The organism is Amnibacterium sp. CER49, from assembly GCF_029846255.1.
Lineage (GTDB): Bacteria > Actinomycetota > Actinomycetes > Actinomycetales > Microbacteriaceae > Amnibacterium.
Genome location: NZ_JARVWQ010000001.1, coordinates 692,523 through 710,039, shown reverse-complemented (window position 1 = coordinate 710,039; position 17,517 = coordinate 692,523). Strand labels below are relative to the sequence as shown.

Below are 17,517 nucleotides of genomic sequence, written 5' to 3'. Positions count from 1 at the left end.
GACCGACGGCGTCGGGGAATCGGGGGACCGATGGGTGGTCGGTCCCGCGCGTGACCCTAATGGGGGGCAGCCGGCGGCGTCGCCGGTTGTCCCCAGGTCGCTGCACCTTCAAGTCGAACTTCAATCGAATACGGCGTGGCATCCGGAACACGCCGCGCGATCTGCAAGGGGAACGTGTCCTCCGCTGGTTACCGTCCCCGCGGCATCTGATCAGGCGGCGCGCCGAAACCGCGCCGGACCAGCGGAAGGCATCCCTGCTATGGACACGCCCGCGCGCGAACCGTCCACCCCGGCACCCCGTCCGCACGGCCGGCACCGCGGCATCGAGCCCGTCGCTCACGACGCGGCGATCGCCACGCTGCTCACCGGTCCGGTGCAGGAGGTGCGGCCGCCGCACCCGAGTGGGCCGATCCCCACCATCGACGCGGCGACCATGGTCGCGACCTCCCCGGACGTCAGCGACGACCAGATCGCATCCTTCCTCGCCGAGGCCGCAGCGCTGCGGGCCGCCGCGCGCCGTATCGCCGTCGAGCCGCCCACCGCGCCGCAGCGGGCGGTCTCGTGGACGCCTCAGCCGATCGAGCCCACCGCGGCCGAGATCACGCAGCCGCTCCGGACGTTCACCCGCCCGCCGATCGTCGCGCCGGGCGCGCCGGCCGCGCCGCGCGCCGCGGCGGTGCCCCAGCCCGCGCGTCCCGCTCCCGCTCCGCGCTCCGAGGCCCCGGCGGTCGCCGCTCCGGTCGCGGCGCAGCAGGGCCCCGAGCCGACTCCCGGCGCGTCGGCCGAGGATGAGGCCACGGCGCCGATGGCTCCGCGGGTACGCGGCGACGAGCCCGTGCCGCCGGTGACCTCCCGCCGGGCGGTCCGACGGGTGCCGTCGCTCCGGTCCGCGCCGTCGCTGCTCGACCGTCCCGCGGCAGCCCCGCGTGTGCAGCACGCTCCCGCTCGGGCGTCCCGGCCGACGCGTCAGGGGGCCTGGCTGCTCAACAGCTGGACCGGCAGCATCGTGCTCAGCATCGCCATCGTGCTCGTCGCCGTCGTCGTGCTGGCGGTCGCCCTTCCCGCCCGCTCCGCGGGCAGCCGCACCGGGGCGCTCGCACCCGTCGACGCCGTCAGCGCCGCGAGCAGCCACGCGGTCGCGGCGACCGGCGCGGACCGGGCCGTTCCCTCCGCTACCACGGTGGGGCGGTCGTCGCGCGGGGTCGGGCCGCATCCGGCGAGCACGCTCCTCACCGCCTTCGCCACCCCGACCCGTGGGCGCGGATCCCGGTCCGCTTCCGCGATCCCGTCCAGCTCATCCGGTGCCTCGCCGAGCATCTCGGGTGCGCCGGTCATCGCCTCCGAACCCGCGCCGCCCATCGGCACGCCGCCCGTCGCGTCCGGCAACGACCTGCCCGCGGGCAGCTGGAACCTCCGCTGGGCGGACGACTTCTCGGGCAGCAGCCTGTCCTCGAACCAGTGGTCGGTGCTGAACGACTCGACGTTCGGCGACGGCAACCAGCAGCTCGAGTGCGAGCTCGCGAGCAACGCCGTCGTGAGCGGCGGCGTGCTGTCGCTCGTCGCGAAGCACGAGTCGAGTCCCGTGACCTGCGGTTCGCACGACTCGCGCTTCCCCGGCGGTCGCTCCTACTCGGGCGCGACGATCGAGACGAAGAACAAGGCCGCCTTCACCTACGGCTACTTCGAGATCCGCGCGAAGCTGCCGATGGCACCCGGCGCCTCGAAGGGGCTCTGGCCGGCGTTCTGGCTGCGGCCGCAGGACGGCGGCGACGGCGAGATCGACGTGCTCGAGACGGTGGGCACGCCCGCCGGCGGCACGGACGACGTGCACCAGACCATCCACGCGGGCTACACGAGCGGCATCGGGCAGCAGGAGCACACGACGAGCTACCCTTCGGGCTCGCTGTCCTCCGGGTGGCACACCTACGGGCTCGACTGGGAGCCCGGATCCATCACCTGGTACATCGACGGCCACGCCACGTACACGCGCACGACCTCGACGACGTCGTGGCTCACGCGGGACTTCTCGCGACCGTTCTTCTTGCGCCTCAACTTCGCCGTCGGTGGCAGCTGGCCAGGATCTCCCGACTCGGCCACTGGGTTCCCCGCGAACTACGGGGTCGACTACGTGCGGGTTTACCAGCACTGAAGCAAGGTCAGGGCTGGAGGCGGTGGCCCGAGCGACTGTCGAGACGACGTCAGGCGAAGCGGTCGAGCTGACAGGCGAGACACGTGCACTCTTCAGCAGCGCGTCGCGCCGCGCGCGCCTCGCGGCGCGTCATCACCTTCGGCTGCTGCGCCTTGGTCTCGTGGGCGGCAACGAACTGGTGCAGGATGCCGGCGATCGACATGGTGGGGCTCCGACTGTCGCGACGCGCGGTTCCGTTCGGGTGCGGGGCCGTCGCGCCGATATCACAAGAGTGCGCTCCGGGATGGAGACCCGCGAGCCCCAGTTCAGGGGATTGAACGGATTACTTAGCCCCAGAGCGATATGGAGGGCGAATCAAGGGTCGCGAGGTGTCGGCGCCAGCAGGGGAGACGGACGTGCTTGCCTTCTCCCGGACCCTCCGCGGCGCGTCCCTAGCGCTCGGCCGGTCGCCGATTGTTCGGCGCGCTTGCAATCGCTGCTGCACTCCTCCGCAGCTTCGCGATCAGCATCTCGACCGCGACGGCGAGCAGGCCGACGGCGACCACTACGGGCAGCGCGGGGTCTTCCGGGGCGCGGTTCGACCAACCGTGATTCCGGCGCGTCCTCGCCCCTCGGTCCGAGCCGCCTCGCAGCAGGCGGACCCACCTGCGGCGCTGCGCGAACGTACCGTGGGGAGGCCGGATCGGCGCGGAAGATTCGGGGGTATTCGGCTCGCTCAGTCCCGGTCCGACCGCCAGAGCAGGGCGAACGGCAGTGTGAAGACGGCGAGCACCACCGGGAGGGCGCGCTCCGTCAGTGTGGCGCGGCGGGGGACCGCCGGAGCGGCGGGTTCGGCGGCGGCCGCCGGGGGAACGACGACGCGGTGCAGCAAGGTGGTCACGGAACGCTCCTTGATCCCGGTCGGGCACCGGGATGGCTGCGCCGCCCGGGTGGGGGATCCGGGTGGGAACGGCGCAGCACGGACGCTACGCGCCGCACCCTTTCAGGGTCAGTCGCCTCTTCGGGGTACAGGAACGGGCGCGACCGGACCGTTCAGTCGGCCTGCACGCCGACCTGCCGCCAGGCGTCCGCCACGGCCTGCTGCTCGGTCGCCCCGTAGAGCGCGGCCGCCTGCTGCGCAGTGACGGCGGCGAACTGCGCGAACGTGGCCGTGCTCGAGAGGGTCGTGCTGGAGATCGTCGAGAACCAGATGTGTCCGGCCTTCTCCCACGCGTTGCCGCCGAGCGCCACCGCGGCGAGGTAGAAGGCGTGGTTCGGGATGCCGGAGTTCGTGTGCACGCCGCCGTTGTCGCTGCTCGTGCGCACGTAGCCGCTCATCGTCGCCGGCTGCGGGTCCCGGCCGCCGAGTTGCGGGTCGTCGTACGCGGTGCCGGGTGCCTTCATCGAGCGCAGCGCCGCGCCGTCGATGTCGCTCGCGAGCAGCCCCGCGCCGATCAACCAGTCGGCCTGCTCGGCGGTCTGGCCGAGCGTCCGCTGCTTCACGAGCGAGCCGAACACGTCGGACACCGACTCGTTCAACGCGCCGGACTGCCCCTGGTACTCGAGGTTCACGAGAGCCCCGGTGACGCCGTGCGTGAGCTCGTGCCCCATCACGTCGACCGCGATCGTGAACCGGTTGAAGAGCACACCGTCTCCGTCGCCGAACACCATCTGGCTGCCGTCCCAGTACGCGTTGTCGTAGTCCTGCCCGAAGTGCACCGTGCCGAGCAGCGGCATGCCGTTGCCGTCGATCGAGTTCCGGCCGTACACGTCCTCGTAGAGGCTCCAGGTGGCGCCCAGGCCGTCGTACGCCTCGTTCACGGCGACGTCGCTCGTCGGGGCCCAGCCCTCGCGGCGCACGAGAGTTCCCGGCAGCGTCTCGCGCGAGTGGCCGTCGTAGATGCGCCGGTCCTCGGCCGGCGCGACCGCGGTTCGCGCGGGGGGCTGGGGTGCGAAGCGGGAGGCGCCCAGCTCCGCGGAGAGGCCGAGGGTGCGCCGCGCGGCCTCTCGCACGCGGTCGTCGCCGTGATCGGCGAGCGCCTCGAGGATGTACGGGGGGACGATCCCGCAGCGCGGGTAGGCGTGGGACATGAGAGTCCTTCCGGTGGTTCGAGCAGCGGAACGACTCCGCACCATAGGGGAGCGCGCCGACGGCCCCACGGGGTTGTCCACCGTGGCAGCTACTCAGGCTCGTCGTGCGAGCAGATCCGCGAGCAGGCGCCGGACGTGCGGGGCGATGGACTGCTCGCCCACCTCGAGCACCTCGGGCGAGGCCGCCCGATCCACCCGCTCGATCTCGAAGCGGTAGACGAATCGGTCGGCCGCTCCCGCGTCCGCGACAGGGCTGCCGGAGCTCGTCGGCAGGGCCGCGAGCAGCCGGCGGATCGTGTCGGGATCCGACACCTCGGTCGCGGCGACGAGCCCGGCGAACCCGCCGCTGCGCTCGATGCGAACCCGAGCCGGATCGGTGCCCATCGCCTCTCCTTTCCACAACTGAGGGAAAGAGTGGCAGGTGCAGTCGCCGATTCGATTGGATTGGTTCAACCGTTCACTGCCGCGGGCGCCATCGCTCGAGGCTGAGGGAGAGAAATCCATGCGCATATCGGTCATCGGCTGCGGCTATCTGGGTGCCGTGCACGCCGCATCGATGGCCGAGCTCGGGCATGACGTCGTCGGCATCGACGTCGATGCCGGCAAGGTGCAGGCGCTCGCCGCCGGCCGGGCGCCCTTCTTCGAACCGGGGCTCGAGGAGATCCTCGACTCGGCGATGCGATCAGGCCGATTGCGTTTCTCCACCTCGACGGCGGATGCGAAGGGCGCACAGGTGCACTTCATCGCAGTCGGCACACCCCAGGCACGAGGGGGCGGAGCCGCCGATCTCACCTACGTGCACGCCGCCGTGGACGGCCTGCTGCCGCACCTCTCGCCCGGCGACCTCATCGCCGGCAAGTCGACCGTGCCCGTCGGCACGGCCGCTCGGCTCGCGGAACGCGTCGAGGCCGCCGGAACGGGAGCGATGCTCGCGTGGAACCCCGAGTTCCTGCGCGAGGGCTACGCGGTCAAGGACACGATCAGCCCCGACCGGCTCGTCTACGGTCTTCCGTCCGGAGATGCCGCACCCGCGGCGCGGAGACTGCTGGACGAGGTCTACGCGACCGCCGTCGGCAACGGCACCCCCGTCGTCGCGGCCGACTACGCGACGGCCGAGCTCGTCAAGGTGTCGGCGAACGCGTTCCTGGCCACGAAGATCTCGTTCATCAACGCGATGGCCGAGATCGCCGAAGTCACCGGCGCGGATGTGACGCAGCTCGCCGACGCGATCGGCTACGACCCGCGCATCGGGCGCCGGTTCCTCAATGCCGGCATCGGCTTCGGCGGGGGCTGCCTCCCGAAGGACATCCGCGCGTTCGTCGCCAGGGCGGAGGAGCTCGGCCGCGGTGAGAGCGTCGACTTCCTCAAGCAGGTCGATGCGATCAACCTTCGCCGTCGGCAGCGGATGGTCGACCTCGTCGTGGAGAGCCTCGGCGACCAGGTCTACAAGAAGAAGGTCACCGTGCTCGGACTCGCGTTCAAGCCCGACTCCGACGACGTCCGCGACTCGCCGGCCCTCGATGTCGCCGTGCAGCTGAACGGTCTCGGTGCCCACGTGATCGCGACCGACCCCGCCGCGATCCCGAACTCCATCCGGCTGCACCCGCAGCTCGGCTTCGCGACCGACACGCTCGATGCGCTGCACGAAGCGGACGCGGTCGTCCTCGTCACGGAGTGGAAGGAGTACCGGACTCTCGACCCGGTCGAGGTCGGGCGGCTCGTCCGCGACAAGCTGATCATCGACGGCCGGAACGTGCTCGATCCCGAGCGCTGGAGGGCAGCCGGGTGGACGTATCGAGGAATGGGGCGACCCTAGGGGCAACCAAGGAGAGTCGCACCCACACTGTTGTTTCGTCAGCGTTCTGTAAGGCCTTCGGCACCTGTTCACCAGAGTCGCATGTGTACGGTCGCTGCACGCGCCGTCCGGCTGGCGTCTGTTCCGGACGTCCGGTGTGAGGAGTCCGTCCCATGAGTATCAGTGCACTGCTGCACCCAATCGCTTCCCACCGCACGGAGACCGAAATGGTTCCCCGTCGTGCTCGTCGCACACGCCGCATCGAGCAGCAGTGCAACTGCTTGGTGTGTCAGTTCGATCGCTTCGCCTGACGCGCTCACGTCACTGCACGCCGGTGGCGCACCATCACCCAAAGAGGTACGGGCGCACGCCCATGCTGTGACGCGGGCCTCGTCCTGCCGCGCTCCGAAGGGTACGTTCGAAGCGCGGGGGACCCGAACGACTCATCTGCCCTCGCCGTAGCCGAGCCGGAGAACGTCGTTTACGACTTTCCGAGCAGGACCTCGCCGGCGCACGTTCTGCCGTCCCGCTCGCCCCTCATCCGACGTCGGCGTTTACGGCGGCGGGTCCTGATCCTCGCCGGCGCCGTCGTCGCATCGGTCGTGCTCATCGCCGTGGCGCCCACCGCGTACTTCCTCGGCTGGCTCTCCGCCTCCTACAACACCCATCGACAGATCGTCGCCGACCCGTTCCCCGCACCGAGTGAGCGGCCGGTCCGTGCCGGAGGCGCCGCGGCTCAGGCGCGGAGGGTGCTGCTGCTCGGCAGCCCGGACGCCAGCCGCAAGCCGACGACGCTCGCCTCGGTCCGTGGCCAGGACTCCACCACGGTGACGCTCATCCACGTGCCGTCGGACCGGCAGCGCGTCTGGGCGCTGTCGATGCTGCCGTCGATGGTCGTCGCGGTCCCGGGGCACGGCCGGATGCCGATCGGCAGCACGGTGCGCGTGGGCGGTGTCGCGCTCGCCGTGAAGGCCATCGAGTCATTGCTCAACACTCGCGTCGACCACGTGGCCGTCGTGCCCGCAGCGGGATTCGGGGAGCTCGCGTCCGCGCTCGGCGGGGTGACGGTCGACAACCCGGGCGCGTTCCACTCCCGTGCCTACGACTTCCCGGTCGGGAAGGTCACGCTCACCGGTGCACGCGCCACCGCCTATCTCTCGGCGACCGCCGATCTGCCTGGCGGCGACGCGGAACGGGTGCAGGACCAGCAGCAGTTCGTCCGCGCCCTCGCTCATGCCATGTGGAGGCCCACACCCTCCTCGATCCGGCGAAGGTGGGTAACGCGGTGAACGCGATCGCGCCCTGCTTGATCGTCGACAACGGACTGGACGCCGCATACCTCGGCGACCTCGCGGTCAGCCTGCGCGATGCTCGGGCCTCGAACATCGGCTTCCTCACGGTGCCGGCGAAGCAGGAGAGCGGAAAGGGCACGGCCGTGCCCGACGGCGCGAAGGTGTCGGCGCTCGCGGCCGACCTGCATGCCGACCGCCTCGACCGCTACCAGCCGTAGGGCGCACCGGCGCTCGGCTCGGCCGTCACCATAGAAACAACGCCCAGGCGAGGCGCATCAGCAGGGGCGGACCTCTTCACGCGACCAACCCCCGTACGCCGGCTGGGCTTCTCCTGGTTCTTCGCCGTCCTAGTGGGCAGGACGCGCCGGCTCCGGGATCAGAACGGCCGCCCGTCAGTGCCCGGCAGGCTTCACGGGGGACCGGCGAACAGTGCCGCCAAGGGCGGCCTAGCTCAGGCGCGAAACGCCCCGGGGACCATAGGGCCCGACCTCGGCGTGCGGGGCAGCCGGCGACGACTCATGCGACCGACGGAGCCGGTTACGGCTTGACTCAGGCCCTGCGAATCCAGTGCAGTGACGCGGGTGCCGGCGGCGCGACGACCGGCTCGAACCGCAGAGCCTCGGCGAGGAACGTGCCGAGCACGAGCGCCGTCTCCCGCGCCTCCTCGACCGTGTGCCGATGCAACGACGCGAGCTCGTGGCCGTCCGCCATCGACAGCGGGTCGGTGGCTTCGCGCTTCCAGTGGAAGGCGCTCGTCTTCACCGCTGGCTCGATCACGGGGATGACGCCGCGGATGGCCTGCAGTGCCGCGGCGAGCGCGGGCAGGTCCGCGGGCGGCGGCGTGACGCCCGCTTGCACGTCCTCGCGGAGGAGGGTGGCGAGCACCCGAGCCTCCTTCACCGTGAACGTCCGCACCTGCGCACCGCGCTGGAGTGCGCCGATGGCGGAGCGCTGGTCGCGCTCGGCGGTGAGGATCAGGCCCGCGTTCGCGACGTCGGCCGGAGTGAGACGCTCGGCGCGATGGCCGGTGAAGAATGCCACTGATGCGGGGCTCACGCCCAGCCGGTCCGCGGCGGCGGTGCACATCGCTGCGCCGACCTGCGCGGTGAGACCACGGCTCGCGATAGCCACGGAGCCGAGCCAGCCCGGCCCGGCGAGCGCCGAGCGAAGTGTGTACTCGATGATCGGCGCGCGGCAGACGTCCGCACCGTCCACGATCAGCAGCGTCTTCAAGCAGCCCCCGTCCTCACGGCTGACCCCAGAGTAGGGGGTGAAGGCCTCAGGCGGACAGCCTGGCTGACAGCGCCGAAGGGCTCGCAAGGGGCGCCGCTAGGGTGCCCGCATGTGGTGGGGGAGCGCGGTGCTCGGCTTCCTGGTGGGCGTGGTGCTCGCCGGGCTCGTCGCCTTCGGGCTCGCTCGCACGCTCATGCGGATCACCACTGTCCGCGACCTGCGCGGGCTCGCCCGTCTCGTGCTGACCGGGCTGCTGCCCGGAACGCGCCGCGACGGCGTCATCGTGCAGCGGGCGCTCGCCCGGCTGCTCAAGGACACCTACTCGGTGATGGCGTCCGGGCGGCGGGTGGCGGCGACGGCAATCGACGTGCACGTGAGCCCCGAGGACTACCGCCTCATCACGAGCTCGATCGGCACCGACGCCGCGGTCGCCGACCTCGTCGAGTTCTACATCGGTTACGCGCGAGAGAACCAGTGGCGGCTCGCCACCGACCCGCTCATCACCATCCGCCGGGACATCTCGCTTCGGCCTCGGCAGGCGTACGCGCAGCGCACCCTCCACCCAGCGGACGAGCCCGACGAGGCCGAGATCACCGCCGAGCTGAACGCGTCCCGGCTCGAGCTGCCGCCCGAGCCGCCCATCGCGCAGCCGACCGAGGTGCTGCCGAACCGCACCGAGACGCCGTTGGAGCGGACCGAGGAGACGGCCCCGGGGGAGCCGTACCCGACGCGGGCCTACGAGGCTTCGGACACCGAGGTGCTCGGCGTCGGCGACCTCGTCGTCGTGCACGGCACCGACGTGCGCACCGTGCCGCGCGAGCGAGGCCGAGCGCTGGTCGGGCGGGCGGACAGCGCCGACATCCGCATCGACCGGCCCGGCGTCTCGCGCGAGCACGTCGAGCTCGAGCTGCGCGAGGACGGCTGGTGGGCGGTGCCGCGGTCGGCGAAGAACGGCACCCTGCTCGACGGCCGATTGCTGCAGGGCCCGGCGCGCCTGCCGGTGGAGGCGACGCTCGGGCTCGGCCGGGGGGTCCGGCTGCAGCTCACCGTCGAGCCGGTGGGGCTGCGCTGAGGCGTCAGTCCGTGTGCCGGATGACCGGGATCGCGCCGGTGGCGAGCGAGACGAGCTTCGGGCCGATGACCGGGATGGATCCGGTCGCGACCGAGACGAAGCGGCCGAGGCGGGCCGCGGCGCTGCTCGTGGGGCGGCGGGGGCGCGGGCGGCGCTTGTTCGCCACCGCGACCGACTGCGCGAACAGCATCGCGGCGACGATCGACACGGCGATCCACACTGCGGTGGCGGTGATCACGATCCCGAGCCAAGGCATGCCTCGGTTGTAGTGGACGCGGCCCCCGAACGCGGGGTGCGACACGGGTCGGCTTCGGCTTCACGGTCCGGTCACGACCGCGCTACCCGTGACGGGAGGCGGGGTGGGGATGGTTGACTGGCCCGCCGGCGGCGCATCGGCGTCGAACGACAGGGGTGCGGGTGACGACAGGCGGCGCGACGCGGGCGATACGGCCGCATCGGCGTCCCTTCGACCTGCTCGCCATCGCCTGCATCGGCGTCGCGATCGTCGCGGCGGCGCTGTTCCCCGCCTTCACCGCGAACGCCGGCGGCACGAAGACGATCCGCGGTGACGTCACCGTCGACGGCGAGGCGGTTCCCTTCATCCGTGTCGGGTTCTGGTCGCCCACAGAGGGCGTCATCGCCCACACCGAGGCCGACGCCGGCGGGCGCTTCACGCTCGATGTGCCCGACGCCATCGACGGCTACGCCTTCGCGGGCGCCGAGCCGAACTCGACCGACGCGATCACCGGCAGCGGGGCCGACGCCGTGGTGCGGGGGATCATCGGCGCGAAGGCGGCGAAGCCGACCTCGACGCCGCTTTACCAGGGTTGGGCCGCGGCGACCGCGGAGAACCTCGCCGGCGGCAAGGCGCAGCTGCACTTCAAGCTGCAGCACCCGGGGCGCATCACCGGCAGCAGCCCGATCGCCGCCAACCGGGTGCAGGCGATCCAGGTGCGGCGGCTCGACCAGTCGGTCGTGCAGCGGCTGTCGCTCGACAAGCACGGCCACTACACGTCCGAGCCGCTCGCGCCCGGCACCTACGCCGTCGCGCTCGTCCCGAAGGCGCCCGACCTGCCACAGGCGGTGCGCGCGGAGGTGGGGAGCGGGCAGACGGTGACGGCGAGCCCGGCCGCGCCGGTGTCCGGCGGCACGATCCGGGGCACCGTCACCGCCGACGGCAAGGCGGTCGGGGGCTCCGTACCGGTGCTCCTGCTGCGCGAGGGCGCGGAGGTGGCGGCGACCACGACGTCGAGCAAGGGCGAGTACACCTTCTCCGGCCTGGCGGCCGGCCAGTACACGGTCACCGCGGGGCAGTACGCGGGGGAGACGGGCACCGCGAGCCGGACGCCGACCCCCGTGCCGATCCCGGATCCGTCGGGCAGCCCGACCCCGAGCCCCACGCCGACGAGCACGCAGACGCTCACCCCCACTCCCACGTCCACGCGGCCGACCGGCCCCGAGGCGGTGCTGCAGCCCGTCGTCCGCACCGCCGACACCGTGCTGCCCGCGTCGGTGGCCGCCGAGCTGCCCGAGGTCCTCGGGGAGGTCGAGGCCGACGTGGCCGCGCAGCCGGCGGGGGAGATCGGTGGGACGGTCACCGGCGGCGCGGCTGCCGCGCCGGTGCAGGTGGTCGCGGAGGACCTCGGCACCCGCGGCATCATCCGCAGCACCACCGCCGACGCGGGCACGGGAACGTACCTGCTCGGCGGCCTGACGCCCGGCGTCCGGTACCGCCTCTACGCCGTCGACCGTCCCTCCGACCTCGCGCAGGCGCGCTACGGCGGCGCGACGATCGAGGCGAGCGCCGGCACGCCGTCGACCGCCGACATCACCATCGGGAAGCCGACGCTGCACCTCACCGGGTCGCTGAACGGTGCGACGAGCGGTTCGGTCGTGGTCGGCGACGCGGCGGTGTTCTCCCGCTCGGCGATGGTCGACTCGACGGGCGCCTACACGGTGAACGGGCTCATGCCCGCCGTCTACGCGGTCACGGGAGTGAGCGCCGGCCGGCTGCCGTCGCCGCCGATCGCGGTATCGGTGCTCGGTTCCGCGACGCAGGACCTCGACGCAGGGCCGGAGCCCGCCACGTTCAAGGCGTGGTTCATCTCCGGGGGCGCCGGCGCGCCGCAGGTCGGCGGCACCGCGAGCGACGCGCGGGGCGACCTCGTGCGGATCGGGCCGCGGCTGCCCGACGGGCAGGTCACCGTGCACGACCTGACCCCCGGGACGTACTCCTACGACGCCGAGTCGTTCATCGGCTCGGCGCCGGTGACGGACGGCCCGTGGTGGTTCGCGCCCCCGGTCGGCACGTTCACCCTGCGCGACGGCGCCACCACCGACGTGGGCCCGGTCGTGCTGCACGTCAAGGCGCACTGAGCGCCCGACGACGTCGGGTCAGGCGGCGCGGGGGTGGATCAGTTCGTCGGCCGTCGCCACCGTGCGGTCGTCGAGCGGTCGGTCGTCGTGGAGCTCGCGCTCGTGGATGAGCGCGCCGGTGATGAGCGCGAGCGCCACGGCGGTCAGCGCCCACACCACCAGTCCCGCCACCAGGGCGAGGATGGTCACGGCTGTCATACCCGGAGGGTGACCGCTGACGCTGTCGGCGCGTTGAGGGACGCCTGATGATCGGCCGTGAACCTGCGGCCGGTCGTCCCGCGGCGTCATTCTGGCTGTGAAGCCCCTGCCATGTCTAGAGGCGATGCAGCAGGAATGGTCCTCTAGCGGTTGCGTCCGGCGCTCGCGGGCCGCGCAGGCGACACGGCGTGGGGGAGCGTCGCGGTCTCGCTGCCGGCGTCGTCGACCGCGGTGAGGACGAGCCCCTCCATGGTCGAGCGGACGCGGCCCACGAAGCGGTCGCCGGTGATCCGCTCGATGCGGCGGGCGAGCCAGTCCGCGGCCTGCTCGCCGGTGCGGCGGTCGAGCGCCGCCTCGTCGACGAGCAGCACGTTGACCCCGCGGCGCCGGGCCGCGCCGACCACCTCGGGCAGCCGTCCCTGCAGCAGCCCGGGCGCGCGGATCTGGTCGCGGAGGGCGCCCTCGAGCACGAGCAGCTCGCGGCGGTCGACGGCGGTCATCGGCCGGCCGTCGGCGATCGCCTGCAGCATCGGTCCCGCCTGCTCGAGCACCGCCTCCGCGGCGCCGCGGCGGGCTCCCGCCCGGGCGGCGGCGGCCTCCTCCGCGGCCCGCGCGCGCCGCTCCGACTCCTGGCTGGCGAGGAACGCGCGGTTCGAGCGGCGGTAGCTGTTCGCGAGCAGGGTGCCCACGAGGAGCGTGGCGAAGTGCCGGTCGACGAGCTCGATGCCCGGCCCGACGCCGAGCCCGCTCGAGGCGGACCAGCCGATCGCGATGCCCGCGGCACCGAGCAGGATGAGCCACGCCTCGGAGTAGCGGCCGGCGAGGGTGAAGCCGAGCAGCACGAAGGTCACCGCGCCGAACGGCCAGGCCTGGTAGCCGCCGACCGGCCTGTCGAGCGGGAGCGTCCAGACGTTCACCCAGATCGATCCGAGCAGGCAGAACGCGAGCACGCCGACGAGCCACGACTCGAGCCGCCACCGGATTATGAGCACGCCGTAGGGGATGCAGATGAGGCCGAGCTCGACGAAGTCCTGGACGCTCACCCCGTCGGTGGTGACAGCGAGCACCGTGTGCACGAGCACGAACAGGACGTAGAAGGCGAGACCGCCGGTGAGCAGCGAGTCCGCGACCCCGCGAACCCGTGGGAAGAACCGTGCACGGCCGAGGCCCCCGTGCCGCAGCGCCTGCGTGACCTCGGTGGTGCTCATCACGACGCCGGAGGCTTGTAGCGCAGCTGCACCCGGGTGCCGACCCCCTGCTGCGAGACGATGACCGCGGAGCCGCCCTCGAGGTCCGCCATGCGGCCCTTGATGCTGCGCGCGATCCCGAGCCGGTTCGGCGGCACCTGCTCGGGGTCGAAGCCGGCGCCGTCGTCGAGCACGTCGACCCGCACCCGGCTGCGGTCGACGAGCACGTGCACCGTGCGGTTCGCCTCGCCCGCGTGCCGCGCCGAGTTGCGCAGCGCCTCCTCGGTGGCCGCGGTGAGCGTCTCGACGGCCTCGGCGGGCAGCGTCACGTCGTCGTGCACCTCGTAGCCGAACACCGCATCCGGCATGAGGTCGGTGGTGACGCCCTGCAGCGCCCAGGCGAGCTCCTCGCCGCTCAGCGCGACCGCGCTGCCGTCGTCGTCGCTGCGGAGCAGGTCGCGGAGCCCCTCGAGCGCGCGCCGCGCGTCCTGCCGGCGCAGCTGCTCGCTGCCGGGCACGTTGCGCGCCGCGGCGAGCAGGGTGGCGAGCACGCGGTCGTGCACGAGCGCGTTGATGCGGGCGCGCTCGCGCTCGCGGGCGTTGTCCGCCGCAGCGGCCGTCACGGTACGCAGCGCCTCGGCCTCGGCGAGCTCGGCGAGCCGTGCGGCGCGCAGCGAGCTGATGCCGAACGCGACGAACGTGATGCAGAACAGCAGGATGTAGAGGGCTGCCTGCAGCGCGTGCAGCCAGTGGCCACGCGTGACGGCGTCGTAGTCGACGAAGGTGAGCAGGGCGGTGGCGACCGTGACGGCGAGGGCACCGAGTCCCGGCAGCGCGATGCCCGCCGCGACGGCGCCGAGCGCGAGGATGTCGTTGATCCACGGTGGCGCGGACGGCAGCGGCCCGCGCCAGGAGGCCGCGATAGGCAGGATGCTCAGCTGCGCCAGCAGGCCCGACAGGGCGCTGATGCCGGCGAGCGTGCGCAGCACCCACACGGGCGCGAGGAAGGCGAGCGCGCCCATGAGCGTGGCCGACAGCACCATGCCGGCGAGCACCGCCTGGATCCACCAGACGGGGTAGTACTCGAACTGCTGCGAGAGCCGCGGGGTGACGAGCAGGCCGAACACGACGCCCCCGGGCAGGAAGCCGAAGGCGAAGACGCGCAGCACCCGCTCTTCACCGGGGCCGCCAGCGAGGCGACGCAGCAGCGGCGAGTCGCTCGGGAGCACATCGCGGGCGGGGGCCGGCGCCGCGGCCCGCCGGTGCGGCGGGCGAGCGCGACCAGCCGCCGTGGTCACGGCTCGTTCGGCGCGGGCAGGAACCCGTCCTCGACGGCGCGCTTGTAGAGGTCGACCTTGGTGACGGCGGGGCGCCCCGCGCGCGCGTACTTCGCGCGGATGCGGCGCACGTAGTCCTCGATGGTGCTCACCGCGATGCCGGCCTCCTCGGCGACGGTCTGCGCGGTGTTGCCGTTCGCGAAGAGGGCGAGCATGCGCTGCTCCTGCGGGCTCAGCCTGGCGTCGCTGATGAGCGGGTCGTTCTCGACCGTCGATGCCCACTCCGCGGTCATCACCGGCTGGCCGTACGCGGCGCGGAGCAGCGCCGAGGTGAGCGCCTGCAGGGGTTCGCTCTTGCGCACGATACCGAGCACCGGTGTGCGGGCCACGGTGCGGAGCAGGTAGGGGCTCTCGCCGCTCGTGAAGGCGATCACGTTGCAGCCGGCGGCGGTGAGCCGCTCGACGTTGTTCGCGGGGGAGGAGCCGTCCTGCAGCCGCAGGTCGAGCACGACGAGGTGGAGGCGTCCTGCCGCGCGCGCGAACAGCCCGTCGACCGTCGGTGCCCAGGCGACGAGCTCGAGCTCGCGGGTGGAGCGCAGCGCGGCGCGGACCGCCGTCGCGATGACCTCGTGGTCGTCGACGAGCCCTACGCGGAGGGTCGCGGGTTGTGCCGGCTGCATGACACCGCTTTCCGGACGCCGTTTCGGGTTCGGAGCCCTTCGGATCCGACTGTACCGCGAGGAATCGCGCACGGATCCGTCGTTGGAAACCCGGATGGGAGCGGAATCGGTAGCGCTCGCGCACGATCGTTGTCACGATGATGCCGCCGGAGCAGCGATTTCGCGCATGCACTCTTTCGCTGTGAAGAACCCGTGTGTTCGGGGCGTCGCGCTGATCCCTCTGCGTGTCCGCCCCGGCTTGCCATCGGATGCGGCACTCTGGTATCTAGCGGGCACCGAGGGCGGCGCCCGACGAGAGGAAGCCATGCGGGCTCGATCGCGCGATGTCGCGGCAGTCGTGGTGCTCATCGTCGCAGGCCTGGTCGCGCTCGCTGCCTGGCATCCCTATGGCCGCTGGGCCTCGCTCGTCCTCGCCCTCGCGGGGCTCGGGCTCGCCGCGGGCATCTACCGAGCGCGACCGTCCGCGTTCCCGCTGCGCGACGACGCAGCGCCGGTCGGCACCGTCTCGGTCGACACGCGGCCGTCGGACGTGCTCGACCACGAGAGCCGCTGAGCGCCCCGACCGGGCCGAGGGCGCCGGCAGCGGCTCAGTAGGCCCCGTCGCGCTTGAGGACGGCCTTGACCGTCTTCAGCAGGATGACGAAGTCGGTGACGACGCTCCAGTTCTCCACGTAGTAGAGGTCGAGCTTCACGCTCTCCTCCCACGAGAGGTTCGAGCGACCGCTCACCTGCCAGAGCCCGGTGATACCGGGCTTGATGAGCAGACGCCGGTTGACGCGGCCTTCGTACACCGCGACCTCGCGGGGGAGCGGCGGGCGCGGCCCGATGAGGCTCATCGTGCCGTTCAGCACGTTGAACAGCTGCGGCAGCTCGTCGAGCGAGTACCGGCGGATGAACGCCCCGACGCGGGTGATGCGCGGGTCGTCACGCATCTTGAACAGCAGCCCGGCGCCCTCGTTCGCGGCCTGCAGGGCGGCGAGCCGCTCCTCCGCGTCGATCACCATGCTGCGGAACTTGAACATCGTGAACGAGCGGCCGGCGACGCCGATGCGCTCCTGCCGGAACAGCACCGGGCCGGGGGAGTCGAGCCGCACCGCGAGCGCCACGAGCGCGAGCACGGGCGAGAGCAGCAGGAACGCGACGCCCCCGAGCACCAGGTCGATGCCGCGCTTGAGAGTGTGGTTGAAGCCCGCGTACTGCGGAAGGTCGACGTGCAGCATCGGCAGCCCGTCGACCGGGCGCATGTGGATGCGCGGGCCGGCCACGTCGGTGAGCTGCGACATGAGGATCAGCTCGGTCTTCGAGTTCTCGAGCTGCCAGCCGAGGTCCTGGATCTGCGCGCGACCGCCCGGGAGGTCGCCGGCGACGATGACCGCACGCGTGTGCGTCGCTCGCACGGTGTCGGCGAGGGTGCGGAAGTCGAGCAGCGGCACCCGCGCGCCGTCCGTGACCAGCTCGTGCGCGCCGCCGAGACCATCGGTGAAGGCGACGCCCGCGGGCTTGTAGCCGGCGTGGTGGTGCTTGACGAGGTCCTTCGTCACCCGCGTCGCGTCCGGGTGGCTGCCCACCACGAAGGCGCCGGTGAGGCAGCCGCCGGCACGACGCCGCGAGATGAGCCACGAACGCCAGAAGTAGCGGTCGAGCAGCAGGCCGCCGAGCCCGACGGGAAGCGCGATGAGCAGGTAGCCGCGCGAGACGTCGTTCAGCTTGACGGCGAGGGCGACGACGGCGAACCCGCCGAAGGCGTAGAGCGTGGCCTTCGCGACGCGCTGGTACTCGACGGTGCCGGACCCGACGAAGCGGGACTCCCGGGATCGGAAGGCCGCGAGCATGCCGAGCCAGAGCACGCCGATCGCGACGGCGACCACGGCGTAGGGGACCTCGGCCTGCTCGACGGGCTTGAGCGGCGAGACGTCGAAGCGGGCCGACTGCGCGAAGAGGAGCGCGAGCGCGACGACGACGGCGTCGGTGGCGATGAGGGCGAGCCGGTAGACGGTGGTCCAGTGCAGGTCGCGGTGCCCCGCGCCGACGAGCTCGGGGAGCCCCGGCGCGGGCGCGAACGCCGTCCCCAGGGAGGAGGAACGGGAGAGCGCGGCGCGACCTTCGGGCAAGGTCTCGCCGAGAGCACTGGATTCCATGGGGTCCTTACTCGGGTCCGTTCGGGCGGAGGAGGATCGGGCGCCGTCGC

18 protein-coding genes are annotated in these 17,517 nt (G+C 72.4%); 7 read left to right on the top strand and 11 right to left on the bottom strand.

Annotated features, from left to right (window positions below):
* The first annotated feature begins 259 nt into the window (after positions 1-259).
* The gene (locus QDR37_RS03460) at positions 260-2,149 is read left to right on the top strand and encodes a glycoside hydrolase family 16 protein (RefSeq protein WP_279712167.1); all 1,890 of its coding nucleotides are present in this window, start codon (positions 260-262) and stop codon (positions 2,147-2,149) included.
* A 49-nt stretch (positions 2,150-2,198) separates the two neighbouring features.
* Here the strand turns inward: QDR37_RS03460 and QDR37_RS03455 are convergent, their stop codons facing one another.
* From QDR37_RS03455 to QDR37_RS03440, 4 genes are all read right to left on the bottom strand, one after another.
* Positions 2,199-2,351 carry a hypothetical protein gene (locus QDR37_RS03455; protein WP_279712166.1) on the bottom strand — a complete coding sequence of 51 codons (153 nt, stop codon included), beginning with the start codon at positions 2,349-2,351 and terminating at the stop codon, positions 2,199-2,201.
* Between the two features lie 513 nt (positions 2,352-2,864).
* Positions 2,865-3,029 (bottom strand): hypothetical protein, encoded by a 165-nt coding sequence (locus tag QDR37_RS03450; protein ID WP_279712165.1) that lies wholly within the window; start codon positions 3,027-3,029, stop codon positions 2,865-2,867.
* A 152-nt stretch (positions 3,030-3,181) separates the two neighbouring features.
* Complete coding sequence (locus QDR37_RS03445) at positions 3,182-4,219, bottom strand: M4 family metallopeptidase (protein ID WP_279712164.1); 1,038 nt, start codon at positions 4,217-4,219, stop codon at positions 3,182-3,184.
* Positions 4,220-4,312: 93 nt separating this feature from the next.
* Entirely contained in the window at positions 4,313-4,603 is a 291-nt protein-coding gene (locus tag QDR37_RS03440) for a protealysin inhibitor emfourin (RefSeq protein ID WP_279712163.1), read from the bottom strand.
* Positions 4,604-4,721: 118 nt separating this feature from the next.
* On the opposite strand from QDR37_RS03440, the gene QDR37_RS03435 reads away from it, so the two are divergent.
* The 3 genes from QDR37_RS03435 (at position 4,722) to QDR37_RS03425 (ending at position 7,524) form a co-directional block, all read left to right on the top strand.
* Positions 4,722-6,035, top strand: a complete 1,314-nt coding sequence (locus QDR37_RS03435; protein WP_279712162.1) for a UDP-glucose/GDP-mannose dehydrogenase family protein — start codon at positions 4,722-4,724, stop codon at positions 6,033-6,035.
* 581 nt (positions 6,036-6,616) lie between these two features.
* Complete coding sequence (locus QDR37_RS03430) at positions 6,617-7,303, top strand: LCP family protein (RefSeq protein WP_279712161.1); 687 nt, start codon at positions 6,617-6,619, stop codon at positions 7,301-7,303.
* Complete coding sequence (locus QDR37_RS03425) at positions 7,300-7,524, top strand: hypothetical protein (RefSeq protein WP_279712160.1); 225 nt, start codon at positions 7,300-7,302, stop codon at positions 7,522-7,524. Before QDR37_RS03430 ends, QDR37_RS03425 begins: the two co-directional genes overlap by 4 nt.
* A gap of 331 nt (positions 7,525-7,855) precedes the next feature.
* Here the strand turns inward: QDR37_RS03425 and QDR37_RS03420 are convergent, their stop codons facing one another.
* A complete protein-coding gene (locus tag QDR37_RS03420; protein ID WP_279712159.1) occupies positions 7,856-8,539 on the bottom strand; it encodes a hypothetical protein in 684 nt (227 codons plus the stop codon).
* 109 nt (positions 8,540-8,648) lie between these two features.
* Between QDR37_RS03420 and QDR37_RS03415 the strand changes: the two genes are divergently transcribed.
* Positions 8,649-9,611: an FhaA domain-containing protein gene (locus QDR37_RS03415; protein WP_279712158.1), complete on the top strand. Its 963-nt coding sequence runs from the start codon at positions 8,649-8,651 to the stop codon at positions 9,609-9,611.
* A gap of 4 nt (positions 9,612-9,615) precedes the next feature.
* Here the strand turns inward: QDR37_RS03415 and QDR37_RS03410 are convergent, their stop codons facing one another.
* Positions 9,616-9,867, bottom strand: coding sequence for a hypothetical protein (locus QDR37_RS03410; protein ID WP_279712157.1), 252 nt, complete (start codon positions 9,865-9,867; stop codon positions 9,616-9,618).
* A gap of 161 nt (positions 9,868-10,028) precedes the next feature.
* On the opposite strand from QDR37_RS03410, the gene QDR37_RS03405 reads away from it, so the two are divergent.
* On the top strand, positions 10,029-11,987 hold the full coding sequence (locus QDR37_RS03405; RefSeq protein ID WP_279712156.1) for a carboxypeptidase-like regulatory domain-containing protein: 1,959 nt from the start codon (positions 10,029-10,031) through the stop codon (positions 11,985-11,987).
* 18 nt (positions 11,988-12,005) lie between these two features.
* Here the strand turns inward: QDR37_RS03405 and QDR37_RS03400 are convergent, their stop codons facing one another.
* The 4 genes from QDR37_RS03400 to QDR37_RS03385 all read right to left on the bottom strand — a co-directional run bounded on the left by QDR37_RS03400 (position 12,006) and on the right by QDR37_RS03385 (position 15,329).
* On the bottom strand, positions 12,006-12,185 hold the full coding sequence (locus QDR37_RS03400) for a hypothetical protein (RefSeq protein ID WP_279712155.1): 180 nt from the start codon (positions 12,183-12,185) through the stop codon (positions 12,006-12,008).
* Positions 12,186-12,328: 143 nt separating this feature from the next.
* Positions 12,329-13,396, bottom strand: a complete 1,068-nt coding sequence (locus QDR37_RS03395) for a hypothetical protein (protein WP_279712154.1) — start codon at positions 13,394-13,396, stop codon at positions 12,329-12,331.
* A complete protein-coding gene (locus QDR37_RS03390) occupies positions 13,393-14,670 on the bottom strand; it encodes an ATP-binding protein (RefSeq protein ID WP_279712153.1) in 1,278 nt (425 codons plus the stop codon). Before QDR37_RS03390 ends, QDR37_RS03395 begins: the two co-directional genes overlap by 4 nt.
* Entirely contained in the window at positions 14,667-15,329 is a 663-nt protein-coding gene (locus tag QDR37_RS03385; RefSeq protein WP_279712152.1) for a LuxR C-terminal-related transcriptional regulator, read from the bottom strand. The genes QDR37_RS03390 and QDR37_RS03385 overlap by 4 nt, the downstream gene beginning before the upstream one ends.
* Positions 15,330-15,633: 304 nt before the next feature.
* Here QDR37_RS03385 and QDR37_RS03380 point away from each other — a divergent pair, with 304 nt between their 5' ends.
* The gene (locus QDR37_RS03380) at positions 15,634-15,882 is read left to right on the top strand and encodes a hypothetical protein (protein ID WP_279712151.1); all 249 of its coding nucleotides are present in this window, start codon (positions 15,634-15,636) and stop codon (positions 15,880-15,882) included.
* 34 nt (positions 15,883-15,916) lie between these two features.
* Here the strand turns inward: QDR37_RS03380 and QDR37_RS03375 are convergent, their stop codons facing one another.
* Positions 15,917-17,467, bottom strand: a complete 1,551-nt coding sequence (locus tag QDR37_RS03375; RefSeq protein WP_279712150.1) for a sugar transferase — start codon at positions 17,465-17,467, stop codon at positions 15,917-15,919.
* Positions 17,468-17,517: the final 50 nt, after the last annotated feature.